Genomic DNA, 22,658 nt, shown 5'->3' with positions numbered 1-22,658 from the left:
TTTCGCCCTGCGGTGATTGAATGGCGGTATGAGCGTTGATGTGCCACGGATGGAGGAGCTGCTGGGCCCGGTGCCGGTCGCGGGTTATGGGGACGGATGCGGCGGGGGGCGCGGCGGCGCGCGCCACCTGTCCGGCGTGCTGCCCGCGCTGTCCGCGGCGATCGGCCACCCGGTGCCCACCGAGGTCCACCGCGACCCGAAGGCGGTGCAGCGGGCGCTCGGGCTGCCCGACGCGCGTTCCGCGGTCGTCGTGCTGGTGGACGGGCTGGGCTTCTGGAACCTGGCGATGCGGCTCGGGCACGCGCCCTACCTGCGCTCGCTGATGAACGAGCCCGCGAACCTGCGCCCGATCAGCACGTGCACGCCGAGCACCACCGTGGCCGCGATGTCCACGTTCGGCACGGGCACCTGCCCGGGGCTGACCTGCATGACCGGCTACACGCAGCGCAACCCGCGCACCGGCGGGCTGGCGCAGCTCATCCAGTTCCGCGACTCGATCGCCCCGCGCGACCTGCAACGCCAGCCCACCGTGTTCGAGCGTCTGACGGCGCAGGGGGTGCGCGTGACCAGCTCCGGCCTGCCGAAGTTCGCCGCCTCGCCGCTGACGGAGGCGGCGCTGCGCGGCGGCGACTACATCGGCAACGTCGCGCCGGCCGAGCGGGTGCGCGTCGCCGCGGCGGCTGCCGCCGAGCCCGGACTGACGTACCTGTACATCCGCGACGCCGACAAGGTCGGGCACACCTACGGCTGGGACTCGGAGAAGTGGATCGGCACCTTCGAGCGCATCGACGCGCAGCTGGCGCTGCTGCACCGCAGCGTGCCCAGGGGCACCCTGATCGTGATCAGCGCCGACCACGGCATGATCGCCGCCGACCCGGCGCTGCGCGTCGACATCGCCGAGCACGAGGCGCTGCGCCGCGGCGTGGCGCTGGTCGGCGGCGAGGCCCGCGCCCCGATGCTGTACGTGGAGGACGGCGTGGACGCGCGCGAGGTGGCCGAGCGGTGGCGCTCCTTCCTCGGCGGCCATGCGCTGGTGATGACGCGCGAGGAGGCCTGCTCGCAGGGCGTGTTCGGCCCGCTCGACCCGCGCGCCGGCTCGATGATCGGCGACGTGCTGGTCTACGCGCTCGGGGCGGCCACCATCGTCGACTCGCGCACGCAGAGCGACGCGGCGACGCGGCTGCCCAGCGTGCACGGCTCGCGCACGATGCTGGAGATGGACATCCCCTGCCTGATCGACCTGACCTGAGCTGATTCCCCGGCCCAACGGTTGCGGGACCGCCCGCCGCGCGCTGCGGCGGGGCGCCCGGCCACAACGCCGATGCCGATGCCGACGCCGCATAGGGAGGGCGTCATCAGGGTCCCGCGCGCACAATGTGTATGAAGATGCTGGTACGCGAAGCCCGTGATTCCGCCCCCGGCCACGGTCGTCCCGCGCGCACAATGTGTGCGAAGATCTGCGTGCATGAAGCCCGTGATTCCGCCCTTGGGCACGGTAGTCCCGCATGCACAATGTGTGTCAAGGTGCGGCGGGGCGCGGAAATCAGTCGCCGAACAGGATCTCGTCCCAGCTGGGGACCGCGGAACGCCCGGAGCGGCGCTTGGCCGGCTTCGTCGCGGGCGGGTTGTCCTGTCGCTCGGTCTGCCCGCCGGCCGCGTCGCCGTCGGCGCCCGCCTCGGAGGCGGGGGAGCGGGGCGTGTCGCCGTCGCCGGCCGCGTCGCCGGCCGCCGGCTGGGTGCGGGGCTCCGGTCTCGCCGCCGGCATCGAGGGCTCCGGCGCGCTCCACGCCGAGACGGCCTGCTCGATGCGCGCCGAACGTGCGGAGTCGCCGGGCAGGTCGATGGCGACGGAGAACCCCTCGTCGTCGCCCGGGGCGGCGTCCTTGCGCGAGGAGATCGTGGAGCCCTGCTTGTCGAGGTTCTGCTCGCCGAGCAGGATCTTGGCCGTGCGGTTCATGCACACGACGGCGTTGTCGTGCATGTTCCAGGTCCATTCCGCCCGGATCGTGCGCCCGGCCGAGGTGAACTGCGCCGAGATCCGCCACGGCTCCAGCCCACGGCGTGTCGCGCGCCACTGCACGTCGCCGGGGCGCACGCGCGCCGCGGCGAGCGTGCGTTCGATGAGATCGGAGACCGTGTGCATGCGGCTGTCCTTGGGCGCCGGGACCGACAGGAACTGCTCGATGGCGTACTGCTTCTCGGTCTCCACGGCGGCGGAGAAGCGGCGCACCAGCGCCTCGCTCAGCTCGTAGCGCTCGGCGACGCGGGAGGGCTCGGCCCCGGCGCGGATCAGCGCCTGGATCTGCGAGATCGGCAGGGACTGGCCGCTCGGCCGGCGCCTGGCGCCGCCGGATTCGGAGGCGATCTGCTTGGCCTCGAGGATGGCGCGCTCCAGCGTGTCGTCGACCTGGACGACGAACCTCGCCTCGCCCGCGGCGAACACCAGGGCACCCGTTTCGTCGACGTGGTCGAACCGGGCTTGATCAGGCTGATGTTCAGTCATGAGCGCACCACTTTCCTCGTTGATTTGTTCCACATTCCATTGTGCCCTACGTGTCGTATTTTACGAGTATTTCAAATCGTGTATCCTATGCGGGGTACATGTCATGTATGCTGTGGCGCATACCACGTCGCACCGCACGTCGAAAGGAACATCCATGGCTCAGGACTATGACTCCCCCCGCAACAAGGACGAGGACGAGGAATCGCTGCAGGCGCTTGGCAAGGGTGCCCAGAACAACTCCAGCGACATCGACGACGACGAGAACGCCATCGCCGAGGACTACGAGCTGCCCGGGGCCGATCTGAGCAACGAGGACGCGTCGGTGACCGTCATCCCGATGCAGGGCGACGAGTTCATCTGCTCCGAGTGCTTCCTGGTCAAGCACCGCAGCCAGCTGGCCCACACCACGGCCGACGGCCAGCCGGTGTGCAGGGAGTGCGCCGCCTGATGGCCTTCGTCGAGTCCTACAACGAGCCCGAGAACGCCGAGGTCCTGGTCCGCTCCCTCGACCCCGAGCACCCCGCGCGCCTGCGCTACGCCCACGCCGGGGACGCCGGCGCCGACCTGACGACCACGGTGGAGGTCACGCTGCGCCCGTTCGAGCGCGCCCTGGTGCCCACGGGCGTGGCCATCGCGCTGCCCGCCGGGTACGTGGGCCTGGTGCATCCGCGCTCGGGCCTGGCCGCCCGTCAGGGCGTGACGGTGCTCAACGCGCCCGGCACGGTGGACGCCGGCTACCGCGGCGAGATCAAGGTGCCGCTGATCAACCTCGACCCGGAGCACACGGCGGTGTTTCACCCGGGCGACCGCATCGCCCAGCTGGTCATCCAGCGCTACGTCGAGGCCCGGTTCGTCGAGGCCGAGCGGCTGCCCGGATCCGACCGCGCCGAACGCGGCTTCGGGTCGACCGGGGTGGCGTCCTGACCGCGACATTCCGCCGCGTCGCCGCAGGACGGCGCGGGTAGGATATTGTGCATACGAGAGGAGGCATGGGGCGTATGGCTGACATCGATGGTGAGCATTTCTCCGCTCGTATGCTGGGCTGCGAGATCAGCGCCAATCCGCTCGATCCGCTCGAGCCGATCATGGCCGCCTGCCGGTCGCACCACCCCGGCGAGGACATGGGGATCCTCGAGCGCGCCTACGTGCGGGCCGTGCGCCAGCATTCGCCGCAGCGCCGCAAGTCCGGCGAGCCGTACATCATCCACCCGCTCGCCGTCGCGCAGATCCTCGCCGACCTGGGCATGGGGCCGCTGGTGGTCGCCGCGGGCCTGCTGCACGACACGGTGGAGGACACCGACTACACGCTGGAGCAGTGCCGCGCCGAGTTCGGCGACACCGTCACCGGCCTGGTCGACGGCGTCACCAAGCTCTCGAAGATGGAGTACGGCGACTCGGCGCAGGCCGAGACGATCCGCAAGATGGTCGTGGCGATGAGCCGCGACGTGCGCGTCCTGGTGGTCAAGCTCGCCGACCGCGTGCACAACGCGCGCACCTGGCGCTACGTCAAGACCGCCAGCGCGCAGAAGAAGGCCCGCGAGACGCTCGATGTGTACGCCCCGCTGGCCAACCGCCTGGGCATGAACGCCATCAAGACCGAGCTCGAGGAGCTCAGCTTCAAGGTCCTGTACCCGAAGATCTACAACGAGATCGTGGTGCTGGTGGCCCGCCGGGCCGGCCAGCGCGACGTCTACCTCAAGCAGATCCTGGCCGAGATCAACGAGGACCTCGACGCCCAGCACATCAAGGCCTACGTCACCGGCCGGCCGAAGGACTACTTCTCGATCTACCAGAAGATGATCGTGCGCGGGCACGATTTCGAGAACATCTACGACCTGGTGGGCGTGCGCATCATCGTCGACTCGATCCGCGACTGCTATGCGGCCCTGGGCGCGGTGCACGCGCGCTGGAGCCCGGTGCCCGGCCGGTTCAAGGACTACATCGCGATGCCCAAGCTCAACATGTACCAGAGCCTGCACACCACGGTGGTCGGCCCCGGCGGCAAGCCGGTCGAGATCCAGATCCGCACGTGGGACATGCACCGCCGCGCCGAGTTCGGCATCGCCGCCCACTGGAAGTACAAGGCCAACGGCCAGGCCGGGCGCGCGCTCAGCTCGCCGGACAAGGCCGACCGGCGGCGCGAGAGCGGCGAGAACCAGGAGCTCAGCGAGGCCGACAACCTCAAGTGGATCCAGCAGCTCGCCGACTGGACCAGCGAGACGCCGGACTCCAACGAGTTCCTCGGCTCGCTCAAGGAGGATCTCGGCTCCGCCGAGGTGTACGTGTTCACGCCGAAGGGCAAGATCGTGTCCCTGCCCGCGGAGGCCACGCCGGTGGACTTCGCCTACGCGGTGCACACCGAGGTGGGCCACCGCACCATGGGCGCGCGCGTCAACGGGCGCCTCGTTCCGCTGGACACCAAGCTGGAGAACGGCGACACCGTCGAGGTGCTGACCTCGAAGTCCGACACCGCCGGCCCCTCGCGCGACTGGCTGAGCTTCGTCAAGAGCCCGAAGGCGCGCAACAAGATCCGCCAGTGGTTCAGCAAGGAGCGCCGCAGCGAGGCCATCGAGGAGGGCCGCGACGACCTGACCCGCGCGATGCGCAAGCGCAACCTGCCGGTCTCCGCGCTGATGACCAACGAGGCGCTGATCGGCGTGGCCGACGAGCTCAACTATCCGAATCCCGACAGCCTGTTCGCCGCGATCGGCGACGGCCAGGTCTCCACGCAGAACGTCATCGCCCACCTGGTCAAGGACGCCGGCAGCGACGAGGTCGACGAGGAGGCCGAGCAGGAGCTGCTGCCGCTGCGCGCCCCCGAACGCAAGAAGCCGACCAACGCGCTCGGCATCTCGGTCAAGGGCGTGGGCGACGTGTGGGTCAAGCTGGCCCGCTGCTGCACCCCGGTGCCGGGCGACGACATCGTCGGGTTCATCACCCGCAACCAGGGCGTGTCGGTGCACCGCACGGACTGCCAGAACATGATCGACCTGCAGCGCCGCCAGCCCGAGCGCGTCGTGCCGGTGCAGTGGACGAGCACCAAGGGCCTGTTCATGGTCAAGATCCAGGTCGAGGCGCTCGACCGGCCGCATCTGCTCAGCGACGTGACGCGCGTGCTCTCCGACCACGGCGTCAACATCATGTCCGGCAACATCACCACCGGCGCCGACCGCGTGGCCACCAGCCAGTTCTCGTTCGAGATGGCCGACCCGCAGCACCTGAACACGCTGCTGGCCGCCGTGCGCAAGATCGACGGCGTCTTCGACGTCTACCGCATCACCGGCGCCAAGGACTCCGCCGAGCCGCGCCTGCGCCGCATGCAGTAGCGGGCGCTCCGTGGGCGGTCGCGCCCGTGTCGGAGTCGTGTGATGGTAGGATGAACGAGGTTCGTCTGGAACCACAGGAGTATCGGCATGGTTCCGGAGCGAGTGCCGCATGGCCGCGCCCGGGATCCGATTTGGGGGTTGTTATGTACCACGCGCTGTTGTTCGACATCCATCCGGTTGCGTGACCAGAATCGTCGGCCCGCGTCGCCCGCACCCGTGGGCGCGCCGCCGTCTGGTTTCGCATTCCGGCCTTTGCGGCCGGTGTTGTCGTAATGAAGGATGAGGGGCGTCGCCCCATCGTCGCCGTGTCTCAGGGCACGGCCGTCCCGTCCGCCGCAAGGGTGGGCGGTTGTGTTCGCTTGCGCATGCCCGACTTTCGCCTGCCTGACGGCCGGGTACGTTCGCCGTTCTCCGGCGTCCGCCCGTGTCCAGAGTCCGGCGTCATGTTCGGCGGCCGTTTCGGACGCGTCCCCGAGCAGTGGTCGGTCCGGTCTTGTCAGGTGGCTGTGGTCCGGTGACCGTGTCCGGAGGTTTCGTCCGGTGACTGTGGTGCAGTTCGGTGACCGTGGGCCCGTGGCTGCGGGCGTTCCGGATACCAACCGTGCTGTCGTCAGTTCCCGGTGACCGTGGGTCTGTGGATGCGGTGCAGGTGACCGTAGGCCCGTGGTTGCGGGTCGGTGGTTGCGGTCCGATGGTTGCGGGGCCCGGTGTCTGCCAGCGTCGGTTTTGGTTGATAAACAACGGGGCGGCTGCGTTTTACCCGACACTGGGTGATCCCCAGTGTCGGTTCGGTAGCACAGGTACCGCCACAAGTGCTACCGAACCGACGCCCCATCGGGAAACGACCGGGGAGTGCGTGCCGCGCCGGCTGGGGACGCCATAGCCAACCGGCCCAGCACCGCGCGGGCAGGCATTGCGTTGGCTGGGCATTGTGCCGGCCGGGCCGCGCGCCAACTGGATACCGTGCAATCAGGCATTGCGTCAGCCATGGGCACGCCCGCCATGGGCGTCGCCCGGCCATGAATGCCGCGCCACCCGACGGCGACGATGAACCGACGCCCCGGAATGACTGGGGTATATGCAATGAAGGACATCCTATGCGCCCAGCGACGGTTCGTGGCCATGTGCTGCGTGCTCACCGTCGTGCTGGGCATGCTGATATCGGCCGATGCGTTCGTGCTGCAGGCGCTGATCGGGGCCGTCGAGGGCGGCGGGCGACGACGGTTCGCCGTCTGCGCCGCTGCGGCGGTGGCGGTGGTCGCCGTCGAGGCGCTGGTCTACTGGCGGCGGCAGTCGTGCGCCGAACGGCTGGCGCGTCGGCTGCTTGCCGAACTGCGTTCGCGCGTCTTCTTGCGTCTCGATGACGTGCCGCTTTCCGGACTGGCGGGCATCGACGCCGACCGGTTGCTTTCGCAGATGACGGCCCAACTGGGCCAGATCAAGGGCCGACCTCATCGACGTGGGGCTCTATGGTCTGATACTGGCGTCGCAGGTCGCTTTCGCTATCGCCGCGATCATGGCGATAAGCCCGTTGCTGGGCATGTGCGCGTTGGTGCTATGCGTGCCGATGGCGCTGGTGCCGATCGCCGCGCGGAGCCGGGTGGAACGCGCCCGCGGCGGTCTGGTCGAGGCGGAAAACGACCTGAACGCCCGCCTCGGCGACCTGTTGCGCGGTCTGGCCGATTGGCGGTTGTTCGGCCGCGGCCGGCAGGTCGTGCAGCGCTTCGCCCGATGCAATGAATCCTGGCTGCAGAGGGCGGAAACGGACGCCGCGGTGCAGACCGGAGTCGATGCTGTGGTCAACGCGCTCAGCCATGTGCTGATCTTCGGCATCTGGCTGATCGGCGGCGCGCTGGTCATGCGCGGGAACCTCGATGTCGCGCGCATCGTCGCCATGTACGCGCTGATCGGCAACATCTCGGTGCCGCTGTTCCAGATGTCAGGGCTGATCGCCCAATGGCACGCCGGATGCGAGACGCTGGCGGCACTGCGACGTGAGGTCGCATCGTGGAATCGCGGCGGAGCGACGTCTTGCGGCTCGACGCCGGAATCGTCTGATACCACGGTGCCGGCATCCGAATCGCGCGGTGCAGCGGTGCCGGTTGCCGCAGCGCCGTCCTCCGGCCCGTTGGATGCCGCGGCGAGCGGCACGTGTTCCACGGGCGTCGTGGGCGAACCGTCGGCCGGGGGAGCGGCGGGCACGGTCCGCCTCGTCTGCCGCGCGCTGCGGTTGCACGGCGCCGGTCGGGCGTTCGACCTCGATCTGCCGATGGACGGCGTCATCGTCGTGCGTGGACCGTCCGGGGCCGGCAAATCGTCGCTGCTGCGGGCGCTTGCCGGACTCGACGACGACTATCGGGGAATCGCGCGGATGCGCGACGCCGCATCGACGGGCCGCGACGCCCCGCCGATGCGGCCGGGGTACCTGTCGCAGCACAGCCATGTGTTCCATGACACGATCCGAGAGAACGTGAGGCTGTTCGACGAACGCATGGACGACGCCGCGGTGCTGCGGGCGCTCGACGCCGCCCAGTTGGGCGGGTGGGCGCGGGAACGTGGGCTGGATGCGGTCGTGGACGACAGCCTCAACCTGTTGTCGGGCGGCGAACGGCAGCGGCTGCTGCTCGCCCGCGTCTTCGCGCAGGGCTATGGGTGCTGCCTGCTCGACGAGTTCGACACCGGACTGGACGCCGACACCGCACAACGGCTCGAACGGGTGATCGCCGGCGCGTTCCGCTGCGCCGTCATCGTCACGCACCGGGCCAGCCCGTGGCTGACCGGGCACGCCAGCGCCATCGTGACGATGCGCGACGGCACTGTCGTGGACGTCGCCCGCGCGGACGACGACATCCGGTAACGGAACACGTCCATCCGTAGGCGCGTGACCGCCCGGATACGCAACGAGGCCCCGCCTGGGCGGGGCCTCGTCGTCGTTACCGCCTATCGCGGCGACGGGGAAACGGTCACTTCACCACTTCGACCGAGATGATGCCGGCCGGTTCCATCGGGCGGTCGGAGCGGTCGGTGGGCACCGACTCGAGCTTGTCGACGACGGCCTTCGACTCGTCGTCGGCGACCTCGCCGAAGATCGTGTGGTGGCCGTCGAGCCACGGGGTCGGCACGGTGGTGATGAAGAACTGCGAGCCGTTGGTGCCGTGGATCTTGCCGTCCATGCCGCGGCGCAGGCCGGCGTTCGCCATCGCCAGCAGGTAGGGGTGGTCGAACTTCAGCTCGGGGACGATCTCGTCGTCGAAGTCGTAGCCGGGGCCGCCGGTGCCGGTGCCCAGCGGGCAGCCGCCCTGGATCATGAAGTCCTTGATGATGCGGTGGAACGTCAGGCCGTCGTAGAACGGGTCGTTGCGCTTCTCGCCGGTCATCGGATCGGTCCAGGTCTTCTCGCCGGTGGCCAGGCCGACGAAGTTGGCCACCGTCTCCGGGGCCTGGTCGTCGAACAGGTTGATCGTGATGTCACCTTCGGAGGTGTGCATGATGACTGTAGTGCTCATGGTCCTCAAGTTTCGCATGGTCTCGCGACCTTGTCCGCGGCCGCGTCGCAAGGCCGCGTCGCAAGGCCGCGGGCCGGCCCCTCACCGGCGCCCGGACCGCTCCCTGAGCGCGTCGAGCCGGTCGCCGGCCGCCGCGGAGATCTCCTCCTCGGTCATCGTATGGGTGGCGCCGCCCCGTGCGAGCGTGGCGATGTTCGCCACGATGCGCCTGTTCACGCTCTGCACGCCGGCGCGGCCGATGAGCTTGAGCATGGCCGAGACGACGGCGCCGCCGCGGATGACCGCGGTGACCGCGACGCGCGTGCCGTCGCCCTCCGCCCTGGCTTCGATGGTGGTCGTGTCCTTGACGCGCTTGGCGGTCGAGGCGATCGTCACCGTCACGGTGCGGGATGGCTCGTCATAGTCCGCATGGCAGCGCGAGGTGTTGCGCTCGTCGGTGCGGCACGTCCAGTCGGCGTCCGAGTCCCGCTCGATGACCTGCTGCCCGCCGAGGACGTCGAGCTCGCTGGTGCGCTTCATCGCCGACCACACGGCGTCGATGGGCAGGTCGATGAGCTCGTCGTACGTGAAGGTGTTATCGGTCATGGGGAATCCTTTCCGTCGTGTTCGCACGGCAAATCGATGCCATTCTACGTCCGGCGGGGTATGGCCGTCGGCGGGACGCATCGATTGTGCGCCGCCGGGGAAGGCGGGGATGGCGTCGTTCGCGAGCGTGCCGTATGATGATGCTGTTTTCGCAGAAACTGGGGGGTATATGGATCGTACTGTACCTGTGCTGTCGATGCGCGAGGTGCGCCGCTCGTTCGGCCGCGGGGCCGCGCGCCGCGAGGTGGTGCACGGCGTCTCGTTCGACGTCCCCGCGGGTTCGGTGGTGTGCCTGCTGGGGCCGAACGGCGCGGGCAAGACGACGACGGTGCGCATGGCGTCGACGCTGCTGGTGCCGGATTCCGGCGAGATACGGGTGTGCGGGGTGGACGCGGTGCGCGAGCCGCGCCGGGCGCGCGCGGACCTGTCGCTGGTGCTGGGCGGCGAGCGGGGCTTCTACCTGCGCGTCAGCGCGGTCGACAACCTGCGGTTCTTCGCCCAGCTGGCGGGCGTGCCGCGCGCCGAGCAGGAGCCCCGGATCGCGGCCGCGCTGGAGCGGGTCTCTCTGGGCGGGCACGCGCGAGAACGGGTGGAGACGTTCTCGCGGGGCATGCGCCAGCGTCTGCACATCGCCCGCGCGCTGGTCTGCCGCGCGCGGCTGGTGCTGCTGGACGAGCCGACCACGGGCCTGGACCCGGAGAGCGCGCTCGAGGTGCGCGCCCTGGTGGCGGGCATGCGCGACGAGGGCGCGGGCGTGCTGCTGACCACGCACGCGATGCCCGAGGCCGAGGCGCTGGCCGACCGGATCCACGTCATCGACGACGGCCGCATCATCGCCTCGGGCGGCGTGCGGGACCTGGCCGGCATGGTCCGGATCGACGGGGTGACCTCGTACACGGCGCCGGCCGGCCTGTTCGGCGCGGACGGCCCGACGGGCCTGGATGCGTTGCCGGGCGTGCGCGGCGTGGACATGGCGCTGCGCAACGGCGTGTGGTCGGTCGACGTCGCCTGGCGCGGCCGCGAGCCGGATCCGGACGGTCTGCCCGAGGGGTTGCGCCGCATGGGAGTGCGCGAGCCCACGTTGGAGGAGACCTATCTGGCGATCCTGCGCGAACGCCGCGCGGCGGGCGACACGGGCGACGCGGGTGACGTGGGTAGCGGGGATGCCGTGGGCGACGCGCCGGGCGGTGCCGGCGCTCCGGACAACACAGGCGTTCGCAACACAGCCGCTCCGGACGACGCCGACTCCCCGGACACCACCGATGCCGCGGCCACCACGACCGCGGCCCCGGTCGCCGCATCGGCCGCGGGGGAGCGGGAGGCCGGCGATGCGTGAGCGGAACTTCCCGGCCGCGCCCGGCCGGCAGCGCCCTTGGGCGGCGGCCGCGCGCATGACCCTGTTCCATATGCGCAGCCTGCTGTCCACCGCGTTCTTCCTGCAGACGGCGCTGGCCACGCCGCTGAGCTTCGCGCTGCTCCGGATCGTCGCCGACCACGGGCACGCCGGCCCGACGGTATGGTTCGACGCCGCGGTCGCCGGCCTGTGGGCCACGACCACGCTGGCGACCGGCATCATCGGCTTCCAGCGCTTCCAGGGCGTGCTGCAGTACCTGGCCGCTGGCGTGCAGCCCGCGTGGGCCGTGTTCCTGCCGGTCGTGGCCGCCGCCGCGCTCATCGGCGTGGTCGGCCTGCCCGTCGCCGTGCTGGCCACCCTGCCGTTCCGCGGCGGCGCGGACGCGACCGGACCGTCCGCCCTGGCCACGCAGGCGGCCGGCTACCTGCTGGCGCTGGTCGCCTGCTGCGCGAGCGCGGCGCTGCTGTCGTGCGCGGTCGTGCTCTCCCGGCACGCCATCGCCTTCGAACCGCTGATCATGATCCCGGTGTGGCTGCTGTGCGGCATCGTCGCGCCGTCCGCCGCCCTGCCCGCGCCGCTGCGGCTGATCGCCCACCTGCACCCGCTGACCTTCGCGGTCGACGTCGCCCGGCATCGGGCCTTCGACCCGGCCATGCCCGTGCAGGCCGCCGGGTGCCTCGCCCTGTCCGCCGCCTACGCCGCGGCCGCCGCGTTCGGCCTGCGCGAGGCCCTGCGCCGCGCCCGGCAGGAAGGAACCCTCGATCTGGCATGAGCACGTCACGATTCATGACCGGCCCGTTCATGACCGGCCTGCGCGTCACCCTGCGCACGATGCCGGAATTCGGCTCGCCGGCCGCCGTCGCCGTCCAGACCCTCGCCGCGCCCGCGTTCACGGCGTTGTTCTACCTGCTGCTGTCCCGCAGCGGCCAGGGGCAGTCGGAAGCGGGCGGGGCTGGCGCGACGCTGGCCGCGCTCGTCGGCTCCTGCGCGGTCCAGACCGTCACCCTCGTCGCCTCCACGCTGTCCGAGGACCGCTATGAGGGCACCCTGCCGCACGAGCTCGTCGCCGCCGGCACGGGCGTGCGCTCCTGGGCCGGGCGCTTCGCCGCGATGCTGCTGGTCGCTCTGCTCGGCGGGCTCGCCTCGCTGGCCGCCACCTTCGCCGCCACGCCGGCCGACGCATGGCCCGGCGGCACGCCGCTGGCCCTGCTCCCGGCCGCGCTCGCCCTGACCGCCGTCTCGTGCCTGGCCTCGCTCGGCATGGGCCTGTGCATCGCCGCGCTCTCGCTGGCCTGCACCGACGCGCTGTTCCCGGCCAACCTCGCCGGCTACCTGCTGCCCATCGGGTGCGGCCTGGTCGCGCCCGCGGGCGCCCTGCCCCAGCCCTGGCGCGCGTTGGCGTACATGACCCCCATCGCCTGGACGACCGACGCGGCCCGCGCCGCCGCCGCGCATACGACGCGCGCCCTGGCCTGCGCCGGCGTCGGCATCGCCGTCGGCGCCGCATGGGGCCTTGCCGCCGTCGCGACCCTGCGCCTGTGCCGGGCCGTCAGCCGCCGCCACGACACCATCGCCGGCATCGGCCTGTAGCCCGGGCCCCGCCGCCCCGACCCGCGCCCGACCATGCATGCCTATGCGTTTTTGTGTATGACTATGCACTCGTGTAGAGTGCTGCCTGATCAGTCATAGGTACGTGAACCGCCCGTGCCGACTCCGTGCCCGTCGCGCCGGAGCGGCGCGGGCGGACGGACAAGGGGATTGTCATGGAATATCTTGTGCTCCTGGGCATCGCCGTGGTCATCGTCGGCTTCGCCCTGCGGCTGGACGCGATCCTGATCGTGTTCCTGGCCGCCGTGGTGACCGCGCTGCTCGGCGACCTCGGCATCGACGGCTTCCTGACCACGCTGGGCGAGTCGTTCGTATCGAACCGCAGCGTGACGCTGTTCATCATCATCCTGCTCGTGACGGGCACGCTGGAACGCAACGGCCTCAAGCAGGCCGCGGCCGAGCTGATCGGCCGGGCCAAGGGCGCCACGCCGGGCATCATCATCGCCCTGTACGGCGTGATGCGCCTGGTGTTCGCCGCGTTCAACGTCAGCTTCGGCGGCGTGGCCGGCTTCGTGCGGCCGATCATCATGCCGATGGCCGTCGGCGCCATCGAGGCCGCCGGCCACAAGCCGGACGAGGACTACGTCGAACAGCTCAAGGGCATGGCCTCCGGCATGGAGAACGTCGCCTGGTTCTTCGGCCAGGTGCTGTTCGTCGGCACCTCCGGCGCGATCCTGGTCAAAACCACGCTGGCGCCGCTCGGCTACGACGTCGATCTGCTGCAGCTGGCGCTGATCGAGATCCCGGTCGCGCTCATCGCCGTGGGCGTGACGGCCGCCTACTACATCGTCAAGGACAACGGGCTGCGTCGCCGGTACTACGGCGATTCGCCGGCCGCGGCCGCGTCGGTCGCCGTCGCGAAGGAAGGGGAGTGACACGATGGCGTTCTTCATGGATCCCGACATCCTGCTCGGCGACAAGCTGATGGAGGTCTTCTACATGTTCATGGGCTTCATGAGCGTGTACGCCGGCGTGCGCAACCTGCGCGACAAGTCCAACCCGTCGCGCTGGGGCACCTTCGTGTTCTGGACGCTGCTCGGCGTCGTGCTCGCCTTCGGCCGCTGGATCCCGGCGATGATCGACGGCGTGCTCATCGTGGTCATGGTGCTGCCGGCGATCTTCCGCCGCGTGGCCAAGGGCTCGTCCGCCGAGCCGGGCGAGGCCGAGGTCGAGGCGAACTTCAGGCGCATCGGCTCGAAGGTGTTCGTCCCGGCGCTCGCCATCGGCGTGTTCGCCATCGCCGGCGCGCTGATTCCGTCCGTCGGCGCGCTCGCCGGCTGCTGCATCGGCGTGTTCGTCTCCGCGCTCATCCTGTGGGCGCTCAACCACGCCAACCGGCCGATGGTCTTCCTCGACGACTCGGAGCGCCTGCTGTCGGCGATGGGCCCGCTGAGCATGCTGCCGATGCTGCTCGCCAGCCTCGGCGCGATATTCGACGCGGCCGGCGTCGGCGACGTCATCGCCGGGATCGTCGGCGGCATCATCCCGCAGGGCAACCTGACCGTCGGCATCATCGTGTTCGCGCTGGGTATGATGCTGTTCACGATGATCATGGGCAACGCCTTCGCCGCCATCACCGTGATGACCGTCGGCATCGGTGCGCCGTTCGTGCTCTCGCAGGGCGCGAACCCCGCCGTCGTCGGCATCCTGGCGCTGACCTGCGGCTACTGCGGCACGCTGCTGACGCCGATGGCCGCGAACTTCAACATCGTGCCCGTCGCGATGCTGGAGATGAAGGACCGCATGGGCGTCATCAAAAACCAGGTGCTGCCGGCCCTGGTCATGATCGTCGTGCAGATCGTCTACATGCTCGTCGCCTGCTGAGCGACGGGCCGGAACCGAACGCAACATACGGAACGTCAAGGAGCGTCACATGATCGACACCATCCTCGTCACCGGATTCGACCCCTTCGGCGGCGAATCCGTCAACCCCGCCTTCGAGGCGGTCAAGCTGCTGCCCGAAACGATCGCCGGCGCGCGGATCGTCAAGCTCGAGATCCCCACGGTGTTCACCCGCAGCGCCGAACTGCTGGAGCGCGCGATCGAGGGCGAACGCCCCGACGCCGTCATCTGCGTCGGCCAGGCGGGGGGCCGCAGCGCGCTGACCGTCGAGCAGGTGGCCGTCAACCTCGCCGAGGCCCGCATCCCGGACAACGACGGCGAGCAGCCGATCGGCCAGCCGCTGCGCGCGGACGGCCCGGCGGCGTACTTCGCCACCGTGCCCGTCAAGGCGATGGTCGCCAACGTGCGCGCCCACCACCTGCCCGCGTTCGTCTCGTACACGGCCGGCACGTACGTGTGCAACAGCATCATGTACCATGCGCTGTACCTGTGCGAACGGCGCTTCCCCGGCGTGCGCGCCGGGTTCATGCACGTGCCCTACGAGCCCGGCCAGGTCGTCGACAAGCCCGAGGGCACGCCGTCGATGCCGCTGGAGACCATCGCCCGGTCGCTGGAGTACGCCATCGAGGCCGTGGTGTCCGGCGGCGCCGGGACGGCCGACGGCGAGGCGATGGGCACCACGCACTGAGCCCTGCGGGCGCCGCGACCGCGCATGCCCGGGCACGGTGCGGATGCGAAGGCTCCTCGGGGAACGCGCGTCATCCATCGGCGGAGGCGCGTGCCCGTGCGCCCATGATACGGTGCGGATGCGAGGCGAACCGACGCCCCGCATCCGCACCCTCGTGTTATATGGGTGCCCGTGATGCGGACGTCCGGCGGCGGACGTCCCGTCGGAAACGACGAGACATGAGAGGGAATCGGATGATGGCTCGCATGGTGGGCGCATGCGTCAGGGCGATGCGCGACGAGGTCGTGCTGTGCGTCGCGGTGGTTCTGGCCGTGGCATCGGCGTTCCTCGTCCCGCCGTCGGCCGCGTATCTGGACTACGTCGACTGGGACACGCTGGCGCTGCTGTTCGCGCTGATGGCCGTGATGAAGGGGTTCCAGCAGATCGGCGTGTTCGCGCGGCTGAGCAACGGGCTGCTCGGGTGCGTCTCGACGACCCGGGGCATGGCGATGGCGCTGGTGTTCCTGCCGTTCCTGCTGAGCATGGTGGTGACCAACGACGTCGCGCTGATCACCTTCGTGCCGTTCGCGCTGGTCGTGCTGCGCATGGCCGGGCGCGAGCGGCTGGTCGTGCCCGTCGTGGCGCTGCAGACGATCGCCGCGAACCTCGGCAGCATGCTCACCCCGATGGGCAATCCGCAGAACCTGTATCTATATGCGCGCTCCGGCATGGGCGTCGGCGCGCTGCTCGCGCTGACCCTGCCGTACGTCGCCACGGCGGGCGTCGTGATCGCCGCGGCCGTCGCCGTGCTGCTGCGCCGGCCCGAGCCGGTCCGGGCCGTGGCGGTCGACGCGGACCTCACCGATCCCAGGGCGCTGTGGTGCTGCATCGCCGGGTTCGCGCTGTGCATGCTGGGCATCTTCGCCGTGCTGCCGCCCCCGGCCATCGCCGCGGCGATCGCCGCCGTGCTGCTCGTGGCGAACCGCCGCGTGCTGGCGAGCGTGGACTACGCGCTGCTCGCCACCTTCGTCGCCTTCTTCGTGTTCATCGGCAACGTGGGCTGCATCGGCCCGTTCCGCGAGGCGCTCGAGGCCGCGCTCGACGGCCGTGTGGCGATCGTGTCGGTGCTGGCCAGCCAGGTCGTCAGCAACGTGCCGGCCGCGCTGCTGCTCTCCGGGTTCACCGACGACTGGGCCGGGCTGATCATCGGATGCAATCTGGGCGGCCTCGGTACGCTGATCGCCTCGATGGCCAGCCTGATCTCCTACAAGATGGTCGCCCGCGAGTACCCGGACCGCCGCGGCCGCTACCTGCTGTGGTTCACCGCCGCCAACGTCGCGATGCTGGCGCTGCTGCTGGCGTTGTCCGCGGTGCTGTAATGCTTCGGCGCCCAGGCGTGCCCGGCGCCGGTCGCCGGCGTGGTGGATGAACCGCTGCCCGAACATCGGCGCCATCGGCGCCCAGGTATGTCCGGCCGCCGATCGTGTCCGGGATCCGGCCGTATCAGTGCCTCATCACGGCCATGGCGGCTTCCGTAGGCACTTTGTCCGTTCCGTAGGCACCCCTGATCGGATGCCGCACGGTCGAATCGGCGGTTTTCCAAGGCCGGTCATATCGGCATACCGTGACACGGGTGCCTACTGAAGCCCCGAAGTGCCTACCGAAGCCGTCGGGGCGCCTGATGGCGGCCCGACGTGGCCCCGTCGCATTGGCATCAGGCGCCCCGACCTATCTCAAACCGCTTCGATGCATCGGTGTCATCCGTCCGCATCGGCCTAATCCAGCACGCCGAAGTGCAGCAGCGCGTTCATCACGCCGTCGTGGTCGACGTCGTCGGTCACATGGTCGGCGCACGCCTTGACCTCGTCGTTCGCGTTGCCCATCGCCACGCCGATGCCCGCGTATTCGAGCATCGCCATGTCGTTGCCGCCGTCGCCGAACGCCATCGTCTGCTCGCGGGCGAAGCCGTGCAGCCGCATGAAGCTGCGGATGCCGCGCGGCTTGCCGCCGTCCGCCGGGATCAGGTCCGTGAAGTCGGGGTTCCATCGCACGCCCATCGTGTTGCGGCACAGCCCCACCAGCTCGGCCTCCTGCTCGGGCGTGACGAACGGGCTGATCTGGAACGTGTCATGCGTCAGCGGGCGCACGTGCGGGTCGTCGACGTGCCGCGTCGGCGCGGTCCTGCCCAGCTGCCGCCAGCTGGCGCGCATCTCCTCGGTGATCTGGTTGAAGTACACGTAGTCGGCCTCGCAGTAGTCGGCGGCGATGTCGGGGTGCCGGTCGAGCCATGCGGTGATCGTCGCGACGTCCTCGACGTCCAGCGGACAGGCGTCCAGGAACCCGTGGTCGTCGAAGCAGTACTGGCCGTTCATCGCCACGACGCCGTCGAAGTCCACCGGCAGCATCCGCATCACTACGTCGAGCTGCGCCTTCGCGCGCCCCGTGCACAGGAACGTCAGCACGCCGCGCTCGTGCAGCATGCGCAGCGCGCGGACCGTCGATTCGGGCACCTCGTGCGTCACGAAGCTGGTCAGCGTGCCGTCCACGTCGAAGAACACGGCGCGGATGTCGGCCGGCGCGGCCGGCTCGGCGGCGCGTTCGGCGCCGTCTCGGCCGGGAATGAAGGGAGCGTGGGGGATGTCGGATGTCGTCATGATGGTGCCTCCGCGTGCTCGAAGCGGCGCCGCGTCCGCGGCGCCATGCCGCCTCCAGTCTAGAAAGGGGCCGCAACGTTCGCCCCGCCGTGTGTCAGGCCGTGACATGTGCGGGATAGACTGGGCAGCATGACACAGATTCGCTTCGCCCTAGCACAGATCGACACCTGCGTCGGCGACCTCGACGGCAACGCCGCCAAGGTGCTCGACTACGCCCGCCGCGCCGTGGCCGCGCACGCCCGCGTGGTGGTGTTCCCCGAGATGACGCTCACCGGATACCCGATCGAGGACCTGGCGCTGCGCGGCACCTTCCGCCGGGCGGCGTGGGACAAGGCGAACGAGCTGGCCGCCGCGCTCGCCGCCGAGGGGATGGGCGGCCTGTACGTCGCCGTCGGCACCGTCGGCACCGACCCGGCCACCGACAAGCCGCGCAACCGGCTCGTCGTGCTGCACGACGGCGTCGTCTGGGCCGGCTACGACAAGCACTTCCTGCCGAACTACGGCGTGTTCGACGAATTCCGCATCTTCTCGCCCGGGGACCGCACGGTCGTGCTCGACGTGGACGGCGCCCGCATCGGCGTGGCGATCTGCGAGGACATCTGGCAGGACGGCGGCCCGGTGGCCGAGCTGGCCGGGCTGGGCGTCGACCTGCTGCTGACGATGAACGGCTCGCCGTACGAGGAGGGCAAGACCCACACCCGCCTCGAGCTGGCCTCGCGGCGCGCCGCCGAGGTCGGCGCCCCGGTGATCTACCTCAACCAGGTCGGCGGGCAGGACGACCTGGTCTTCGACGGCGGCAGCTTCGTCGTCGACCGGGACGGCACGCTGCTGCAGCGCTCGCCGATGTTTATGGAGGACCTCGGCCTGTTCGACCTCGACACCGACGCCGACCGGCAGACGCCGGGCCGGATCGCCCCGGCCCTTGACCCCGACGAGGAGGTGTACGCCGCCTGCGTGCTGGGGCTCAAGGACTACATGCGCAAGAACCGGTTCACCGGCGTCACGCTCGGCCTGTCCGGCGGCATCGACTCGGCGCTGGTCGCCGCGATGGCCGCCGACGCGTGCGGCGGCGCGAACGTGTGGGGCATCTCGATGCCGAGCATGTACTCCTCGGACGGCTCGAAGGACGACGCCGCCGAGCTGGCCGCCAACCTCGGCGCGCACTACGACGTCCAGCCGATCGAGCCGCTGTTCGTCGCCTACCAGGACCAGCTCGCGCTCGACGGGGTCGCCGCCGAGAACCTGCAGGCGCGCATCCGCGGCGTCATCGTCATGGCCTACTCGAACGCCAAGGGGCTGCTGGCCCTGGCCACCGGCAACAAGTCCGAGCTGGCCTGCGGCTACTCCACGATCTACGGCGACGCCGTCGGCGGCTACGCGCCGATCAAGGACCTGCTCAAGACCCGCGTGTGGGAGCTGGCCCGCTGGCGCAACCGGGCCGCGGCGGCCGGCGTGGGCATCGGCGGCGTCGCCGTGGTCGGCAACGAGTCCGGCGGCGCCGGCACGCCGCTGCCGCACGGCGTGATGATCCCCGTCAACTCGATCACCAAGGCGCCGAGCGCCGAGCTGCGGCCCGGGCAGAAGGACTCCGACAGCCTGCCGGAGTACGGGCTGCTCGACCGCGTCCTCGCCGCGTACATCGAGCATGCGCACGGCCGCGCCGACCTGCTGGCGGACGGCTTCGACGAGCGCACCGTCGACACGGTGATGCGGCTGGTCGACCGCGCCGAGTGGAAGCGCCGCCAGTACCCGCTGGGGCCGAAGGTCACCGCGCTCGCCTTCGGGCGCGACCGCCGGCTGCCGGTCACCAACGCGTTCCGCGAGTAGCCGCGTCGCGCACGGCCGGGGTCCCCGTCGCGCATCGGGGGCACCCCGGCCATGCACCCGTGGCCGATATTCATGACCAAGGCAGGGAGGGACGATGCCCGACAGACGCTGGTACGTCAACACGGCGACCGGGCAGGTCGCGCAGGGCAAGCTGTGGCCGGACACGTGCCGGCTGGGACCGTACGCGACCCGCGAGGACGCCGAGGACGCGTGGGCGACCGTGGAGGAGCGCAACCGCGCGTGGGACGAGGACGACCGCGAGTGGCGCCGCTGGTACGATGACGACGCCCAGTGAAATGTGACGAATCTCACGTCGGATTCCAACCGCTTTGCCAACGGGGGTCGCTACAATCGAATAGCAACGACGGCGTAACGATGCGTCGCCACGGATCACCCAAAAGGAGTGGATATGACAGCAGTTGATGCGACCGCGGTCTCCCCGGAGGAGCTGAACGCCAAGGCCTGGGCCGGCTTCGAAGGTGGCCATTGGCAGGAGGACATCGACGTTCGCGACTTTATCCAGAAGAACTACACCCCCTATGAGGGCGACGAGTCCTTCCTGGCCGACGCGACGGAGAAGACCAAGCACCTGTGGAAGTACCTCGACGACAACTACCTCGCCGTGGAGCGCCAGCAGCGCGTCTACGACGTGGACACCCACACCCCGGCGGGCATCGACGCGTTCCCGGCCGGCTACATCGACGGCCCCGAGGTCGACAACGTCATCGTCGGTCTGCAGACCGACGTCCCCTGCAAGCGTGCGATGATGCCGAACGGCGGCTGGCGCATGGTCGAGCAGGCGATCAAGGAGGCCGGCAAGGAGCCGGATCCGGAGATCAAGAAGATCTTCACCAAGTACCGCAAGACCCACAACGACGGCGTCTTCGGCGTGTACACCAAGCGCATCAAGGTGGCCCGCCACAACAAGATCCTCACCGGCCTGCCGGACGCCTACGGCCGCGGCCGCATCATCGGCGACTACCGCCGCGTGGCCCTGTACGGCGTGAACGCCCTGATCAAGTTCAAGCAGCGCGACAAGGACTCCGTGCCGTACCGCAACGACTTCACCGAGCCGGAGATCGAGCACTGGATCCGCTTCCGCGAGGAGCACGACGAGCAGATCAAGGCCCTCAAGCAGCTGATCAACCTCGGCAACGAGTACGGCCTGGACCTGTCCCGCCCGGCGCAGACCGCCCAGGAGGCCGTGCAGTGGACCTACATGGGCTACCTCGCCTCGGTCAAGAGCCAGGACGGCGCCGCCATGTCGATCGGCCGCCTGTCGACCTTCTTCGACTGCTACTTCGAGCGCGACCTGAAGAACGGCCTGATCACCGAGACCGACGCCCAGGAGATCATCGACAACATCGTCATGAAGCTGCGCATCGTCCGCTTCCTGCGCACCAAGGACTACGACTCGATCTTCTCCGGCGACCCGTACTGGGCGACCTGGTCCGACGCCGGCTTCGGCGACGACGGCCGCACGATGGTCACCAAGACCTCGTTCCGCCTGCTCAACACGCTGACCCTGGAGCACCTCGGCCCGGGCCCGGAGCCGAACATCACGATCTTCTGGGATCCGAAGCTGCCGGAGGGCTACAAGCGCTTCTGCGCCCGCATCTCCATCGACACCTCGGCCATCCAGTACGAGTCCGACAAGGAGATCCGCGGCCACTGGGGCGACGACGCGGCCATCGCCTGCTGCGTGTCCCCGATGCGCGTCGGCAAGCAGATGCAGTTCTTCGCGGCCCGCGTGAACTCCGCCAAGGCGCTGCTGTACGCGATCAACGGCGGCCGCGACGAGATGACCGGCATGCAGGTCATCGACAAGGGCGTGATCGACCCGATCACCCCGGAGGCCGACGGCACCCTGGACTACGAGAAGGTCAAGAACAACTACGAGAAGGCCCTCGAGTGGCTGTCCGAGACCTACGTGCAGGCGCTGAACATCATCCACTACATGCATGATAAGTACGCCTACGAGTCCATCGAGATGGCGCTGCACGACAAGGAGGTGTACCGCACCCTCGGCTGCGGCATGTCCGGCCTGTCCATCGCCGCCGACTCGCTGTCCGCCGTGAAGTACGCCAAGGTCTACCCGATCTACAACAAGGACGCCAAGGACATGCCCGGCCACGAGTACGAGTACGTCGAGGGCGCCGACGACGATCTGGTGGTCGGCTACCGCACCGAGGGCGAGTTCCCGGTCTACGGCAACGACGACGACCGCGCCGACGACATCGCCAAGTGGGTCGTCTCCACGGTCATGGGCCAGGTCAAGCGCCTGCCGGTGTACCGCGGCGCCGTCCCGACCCAGTCCATCCTGACGATCACCTCGAACGTCGAGTACGGCAAGAACACCGGTTCGTTCCCGTCCGGCCACAAGAAGGGCACCCCGTACGCCCCGGGCGCGAACCCGGAGAACGGCATGGACTCCCACGGCATGCTGCCCTCGATGTTCTCGGTCGGCAAGATCGACTACAACGACGCGCTGGACGGCATCTCGCTGACCAACACGATCACCCCCGACGGCCTGGGCCGCGACGAGGACGAGCGCATCTCGAACCTGGTCGGCATCCTGGACGCGGGCAACGGCCACGGCCTGTACCACGCCAACATCAACGTGCTGCGCAAGGAGCAGCTCGAGGACGCCGTCGAGCACCCGGAGAAGTACCCGCACCTGACCGTGCGCGTCTCCGGCTACGCGGTGAACTTCGTCAAGCTCACCAAGGAGCAGCAGCTCGACGTGATCTCCCGTACGTTCCACCAGGGCGCCGTCGTCGACTGAT

20 protein-coding genes are annotated in these 22,658 nt (G+C 69.8%); 15 read left to right on the top strand and 5 right to left on the bottom strand.

Going from position 1 to position 22,658, the window contains the following annotated elements; genetic code table 11:
* The first annotated feature begins 28 nt into the window (after positions 1-28).
* Positions 29-1,249: an alkaline phosphatase family protein gene (locus KIH73_RS02685; RefSeq protein WP_219080281.1), complete on the top strand. Its 1,221-nt coding sequence runs from the start codon at positions 29-31 to the stop codon at positions 1,247-1,249.
* Between the two features lie 294 nt (positions 1,250-1,543).
* On the opposite strand, the gene sepH is transcribed toward KIH73_RS02685, so the two are convergent.
* On the bottom strand, positions 1,544-2,503 hold the full coding sequence (gene sepH, locus KIH73_RS02680; protein WP_219080279.1) for a septation protein SepH: 960 nt from the start codon (positions 2,501-2,503) through the stop codon (positions 1,544-1,546).
* A gap of 154 nt (positions 2,504-2,657) precedes the next feature.
* Here sepH and KIH73_RS02675 point away from each other — a divergent pair, with 154 nt between their 5' ends.
* From KIH73_RS02675 to KIH73_RS02665, 3 genes are all read left to right on the top strand, one after another.
* Complete coding sequence (locus tag KIH73_RS02675; RefSeq protein WP_219080277.1) at positions 2,658-2,951, top strand: DUF4193 domain-containing protein; 294 nt, start codon at positions 2,658-2,660, stop codon at positions 2,949-2,951.
* Complete coding sequence (gene dut / locus KIH73_RS02670) at positions 2,951-3,427, top strand: dUTP diphosphatase (RefSeq protein ID WP_219080275.1); 477 nt, start codon at positions 2,951-2,953, stop codon at positions 3,425-3,427. The genes KIH73_RS02675 and dut overlap by 1 nt, the downstream gene beginning before the upstream one ends.
* A gap of 74 nt (positions 3,428-3,501) precedes the next feature.
* Positions 3,502-5,829, top strand: a complete 2,328-nt coding sequence (locus tag KIH73_RS02665) for a RelA/SpoT family protein (RefSeq protein WP_219080273.1) — start codon at positions 3,502-3,504, stop codon at positions 5,827-5,829.
* 1,095 nt (positions 5,830-6,924) lie between these two features.
* On the opposite strand, the gene KIH73_RS02660 is transcribed toward KIH73_RS02665, so the two are convergent.
* Entirely contained in the window at positions 6,925-7,284 is a 360-nt protein-coding gene (locus tag KIH73_RS02660; RefSeq protein ID WP_219080271.1) for a hypothetical protein, read from the bottom strand.
* A 4-nt stretch (positions 7,285-7,288) separates the two neighbouring features.
* On the opposite strand from KIH73_RS02660, the gene KIH73_RS02655 reads away from it, so the two are divergent.
* The gene (locus KIH73_RS02655) at positions 7,289-8,686 is read left to right on the top strand and encodes an ATP-binding cassette domain-containing protein (protein ID WP_338023938.1); all 1,398 of its coding nucleotides are present in this window, start codon (positions 7,289-7,291) and stop codon (positions 8,684-8,686) included.
* Positions 8,687-8,792: 106 nt separating this feature from the next.
* Here the strand turns inward: KIH73_RS02655 and KIH73_RS02650 are convergent, their stop codons facing one another.
* Together KIH73_RS02650 and KIH73_RS02645 are read right to left on the bottom strand one after the other, a co-directional pair.
* Positions 8,793-9,335, bottom strand: a complete 543-nt coding sequence (locus KIH73_RS02650; RefSeq protein ID WP_219080267.1) for a peptidylprolyl isomerase — start codon at positions 9,333-9,335, stop codon at positions 8,793-8,795.
* Positions 9,336-9,416: 81 nt separating this feature from the next.
* Positions 9,417-9,920 carry an SRPBCC family protein gene (locus KIH73_RS02645; RefSeq protein WP_219080265.1) on the bottom strand — a complete coding sequence of 168 codons (504 nt, stop codon included), beginning with the start codon at positions 9,918-9,920 and terminating at the stop codon, positions 9,417-9,419.
* A 169-nt stretch (positions 9,921-10,089) separates the two neighbouring features.
* Between KIH73_RS02645 and KIH73_RS02640 the strand changes: the two genes are divergently transcribed.
* From KIH73_RS02640 to KIH73_RS02610, 7 genes are all read left to right on the top strand, one after another.
* A complete protein-coding gene (locus tag KIH73_RS02640) occupies positions 10,090-11,256 on the top strand; it encodes an ABC transporter ATP-binding protein (RefSeq protein ID WP_219080263.1) in 1,167 nt (388 codons plus the stop codon).
* A gap of 55 nt (positions 11,257-11,311) precedes the next feature.
* Positions 11,312-12,046, top strand: coding sequence for an ABC transporter permease (locus KIH73_RS02635; RefSeq protein ID WP_219080261.1), 735 nt, complete (start codon positions 11,312-11,314; stop codon positions 12,044-12,046).
* The gene (locus tag KIH73_RS02630) at positions 12,043-12,864 is read left to right on the top strand and encodes an ABC transporter permease (RefSeq protein WP_219080259.1); all 822 of its coding nucleotides are present in this window, start codon (positions 12,043-12,045) and stop codon (positions 12,862-12,864) included. Before KIH73_RS02635 ends, KIH73_RS02630 begins: the two co-directional genes overlap by 4 nt.
* Before the next feature lie 173 nt (positions 12,865-13,037).
* The gene (locus tag KIH73_RS02625) at positions 13,038-13,757 is read left to right on the top strand and encodes a DUF969 domain-containing protein (RefSeq protein ID WP_219080257.1); all 720 of its coding nucleotides are present in this window, start codon (positions 13,038-13,040) and stop codon (positions 13,755-13,757) included.
* A 4-nt stretch (positions 13,758-13,761) separates the two neighbouring features.
* Positions 13,762-14,706 carry a DUF979 domain-containing protein gene (locus KIH73_RS02620; protein WP_219080256.1) on the top strand — a complete coding sequence of 315 codons (945 nt, stop codon included), beginning with the start codon at positions 13,762-13,764 and terminating at the stop codon, positions 14,704-14,706.
* 49 nt (positions 14,707-14,755) lie between these two features.
* Positions 14,756-15,412, top strand: coding sequence for a pyroglutamyl-peptidase I (pcp, locus tag KIH73_RS02615; protein ID WP_236022537.1), 657 nt, complete (start codon positions 14,756-14,758; stop codon positions 15,410-15,412).
* 245 nt (positions 15,413-15,657) lie between these two features.
* Positions 15,658-16,770, top strand: coding sequence for an SLC13 family permease (locus KIH73_RS02610; RefSeq protein WP_219080254.1), 1,113 nt, complete (start codon positions 15,658-15,660; stop codon positions 16,768-16,770).
* A 396-nt stretch (positions 16,771-17,166) separates the two neighbouring features.
* On the opposite strand, the gene KIH73_RS02605 is transcribed toward KIH73_RS02610, so the two are convergent.
* The gene (locus KIH73_RS02605) at positions 17,167-18,045 is read right to left on the bottom strand and encodes a Cof-type HAD-IIB family hydrolase (protein ID WP_219080252.1); all 879 of its coding nucleotides are present in this window, start codon (positions 18,043-18,045) and stop codon (positions 17,167-17,169) included.
* 129 nt (positions 18,046-18,174) lie between these two features.
* On the opposite strand from KIH73_RS02605, the gene KIH73_RS02600 reads away from it, so the two are divergent.
* The 3 genes from KIH73_RS02600 to pflB all read left to right on the top strand — a co-directional run bounded on the left by KIH73_RS02600 (position 18,175) and on the right by pflB (position 22,657).
* Positions 18,175-19,872, top strand: a complete 1,698-nt coding sequence (locus KIH73_RS02600) for an NAD+ synthase (protein WP_219080250.1) — start codon at positions 18,175-18,177, stop codon at positions 19,870-19,872.
* A gap of 94 nt (positions 19,873-19,966) precedes the next feature.
* Positions 19,967-20,167 (top strand): hypothetical protein, encoded by a 201-nt coding sequence (locus KIH73_RS02595; protein ID WP_219080248.1) that lies wholly within the window; start codon positions 19,967-19,969, stop codon positions 20,165-20,167.
* 114 nt (positions 20,168-20,281) lie between these two features.
* Positions 20,282-22,657, top strand: coding sequence for a formate C-acetyltransferase (gene pflB / locus KIH73_RS02590; RefSeq protein WP_219080246.1), 2,376 nt, complete (start codon positions 20,282-20,284; stop codon positions 22,655-22,657).
* Position 22,658: the final 1 nt, after the last annotated feature.

The organism is Bifidobacterium phasiani, assembly GCF_019331775.1.
Classification (GTDB): Bacteria; Actinomycetota; Actinomycetes; order Actinomycetales; family Bifidobacteriaceae; genus Bifidobacterium; species Bifidobacterium phasiani.
The sequence above is the reverse complement of the archived record's forward strand: the minus strand, read 5'-3'. Positions and strand labels throughout refer to the sequence as shown.

What these genes read in the sequence shown, in the direction of transcription:
- KIH73_RS02685 (WP_219080281.1), top strand. Translation starts at nt 29, where the DNA reads ATGAGCGTTGATGTGCCACGGATGGAGGAGCTGCTGGGCCCGGTGCCG.
- sepH (WP_219080279.1), bottom strand. Translation starts at nt 2,503, where the DNA reads ATGACTGAACATCAGCCTGATCAAGCCCGGTTCGACCACGTCGACGAA.
- KIH73_RS02675 (WP_219080277.1), top strand. Translation starts at nt 2,658, where the DNA reads ATGGCTCAGGACTATGACTCCCCCCGCAACAAGGACGAGGACGAGGAA.
- dut (WP_219080275.1), top strand. Translation starts at nt 2,951, where the DNA reads ATGGCCTTCGTCGAGTCCTACAACGAGCCCGAGAACGCCGAGGTCCTG.
- KIH73_RS02665 (WP_219080273.1), top strand. Translation starts at nt 3,502, where the DNA reads ATGGCTGACATCGATGGTGAGCATTTCTCCGCTCGTATGCTGGGCTGC.
- KIH73_RS02660 (WP_219080271.1), bottom strand. Translation starts at nt 7,284, where the DNA reads ATGAGGTCGGCCCTTGATCTGGCCCAGTTGGGCCGTCATCTGCGAAAG.
- KIH73_RS02650 (WP_219080267.1), bottom strand. Translation starts at nt 9,335, where the DNA reads ATGAGCACTACAGTCATCATGCACACCTCCGAAGGTGACATCACGATC.
- KIH73_RS02645 (WP_219080265.1), bottom strand. Translation starts at nt 9,920, where the DNA reads ATGACCGATAACACCTTCACGTACGACGAGCTCATCGACCTGCCCATC.
- KIH73_RS02640 (WP_219080263.1), top strand. Translation starts at nt 10,090, where the DNA reads ATGGATCGTACTGTACCTGTGCTGTCGATGCGCGAGGTGCGCCGCTCG.
- KIH73_RS02635 (WP_219080261.1), top strand. Translation starts at nt 11,312, where the DNA reads ATGACCCTGTTCCATATGCGCAGCCTGCTGTCCACCGCGTTCTTCCTG.
- KIH73_RS02630 (WP_219080259.1), top strand. Translation starts at nt 12,043, where the DNA reads ATGAGCACGTCACGATTCATGACCGGCCCGTTCATGACCGGCCTGCGC.
- KIH73_RS02625 (WP_219080257.1), top strand. Translation starts at nt 13,038, where the DNA reads ATGGAATATCTTGTGCTCCTGGGCATCGCCGTGGTCATCGTCGGCTTC.
- KIH73_RS02620 (WP_219080256.1), top strand. Translation starts at nt 13,762, where the DNA reads ATGGCGTTCTTCATGGATCCCGACATCCTGCTCGGCGACAAGCTGATG.
- pcp (WP_236022537.1), top strand. Translation starts at nt 14,756, where the DNA reads ATGATCGACACCATCCTCGTCACCGGATTCGACCCCTTCGGCGGCGAA.
- KIH73_RS02610 (WP_219080254.1), top strand. Translation starts at nt 15,658, where the DNA reads ATGGTGGGCGCATGCGTCAGGGCGATGCGCGACGAGGTCGTGCTGTGC.
- KIH73_RS02605 (WP_219080252.1), bottom strand. Translation starts at nt 18,045, where the DNA reads ATGACGACATCCGACATCCCCCACGCTCCCTTCATTCCCGGCCGAGAC.
- KIH73_RS02600 (WP_219080250.1), top strand. Translation starts at nt 18,175, where the DNA reads ATGACACAGATTCGCTTCGCCCTAGCACAGATCGACACCTGCGTCGGC.
- KIH73_RS02595 (WP_219080248.1), top strand. Translation starts at nt 19,967, where the DNA reads ATGCCCGACAGACGCTGGTACGTCAACACGGCGACCGGGCAGGTCGCG.
- pflB (WP_219080246.1), top strand. Translation starts at nt 20,282, where the DNA reads ATGACAGCAGTTGATGCGACCGCGGTCTCCCCGGAGGAGCTGAACGCC.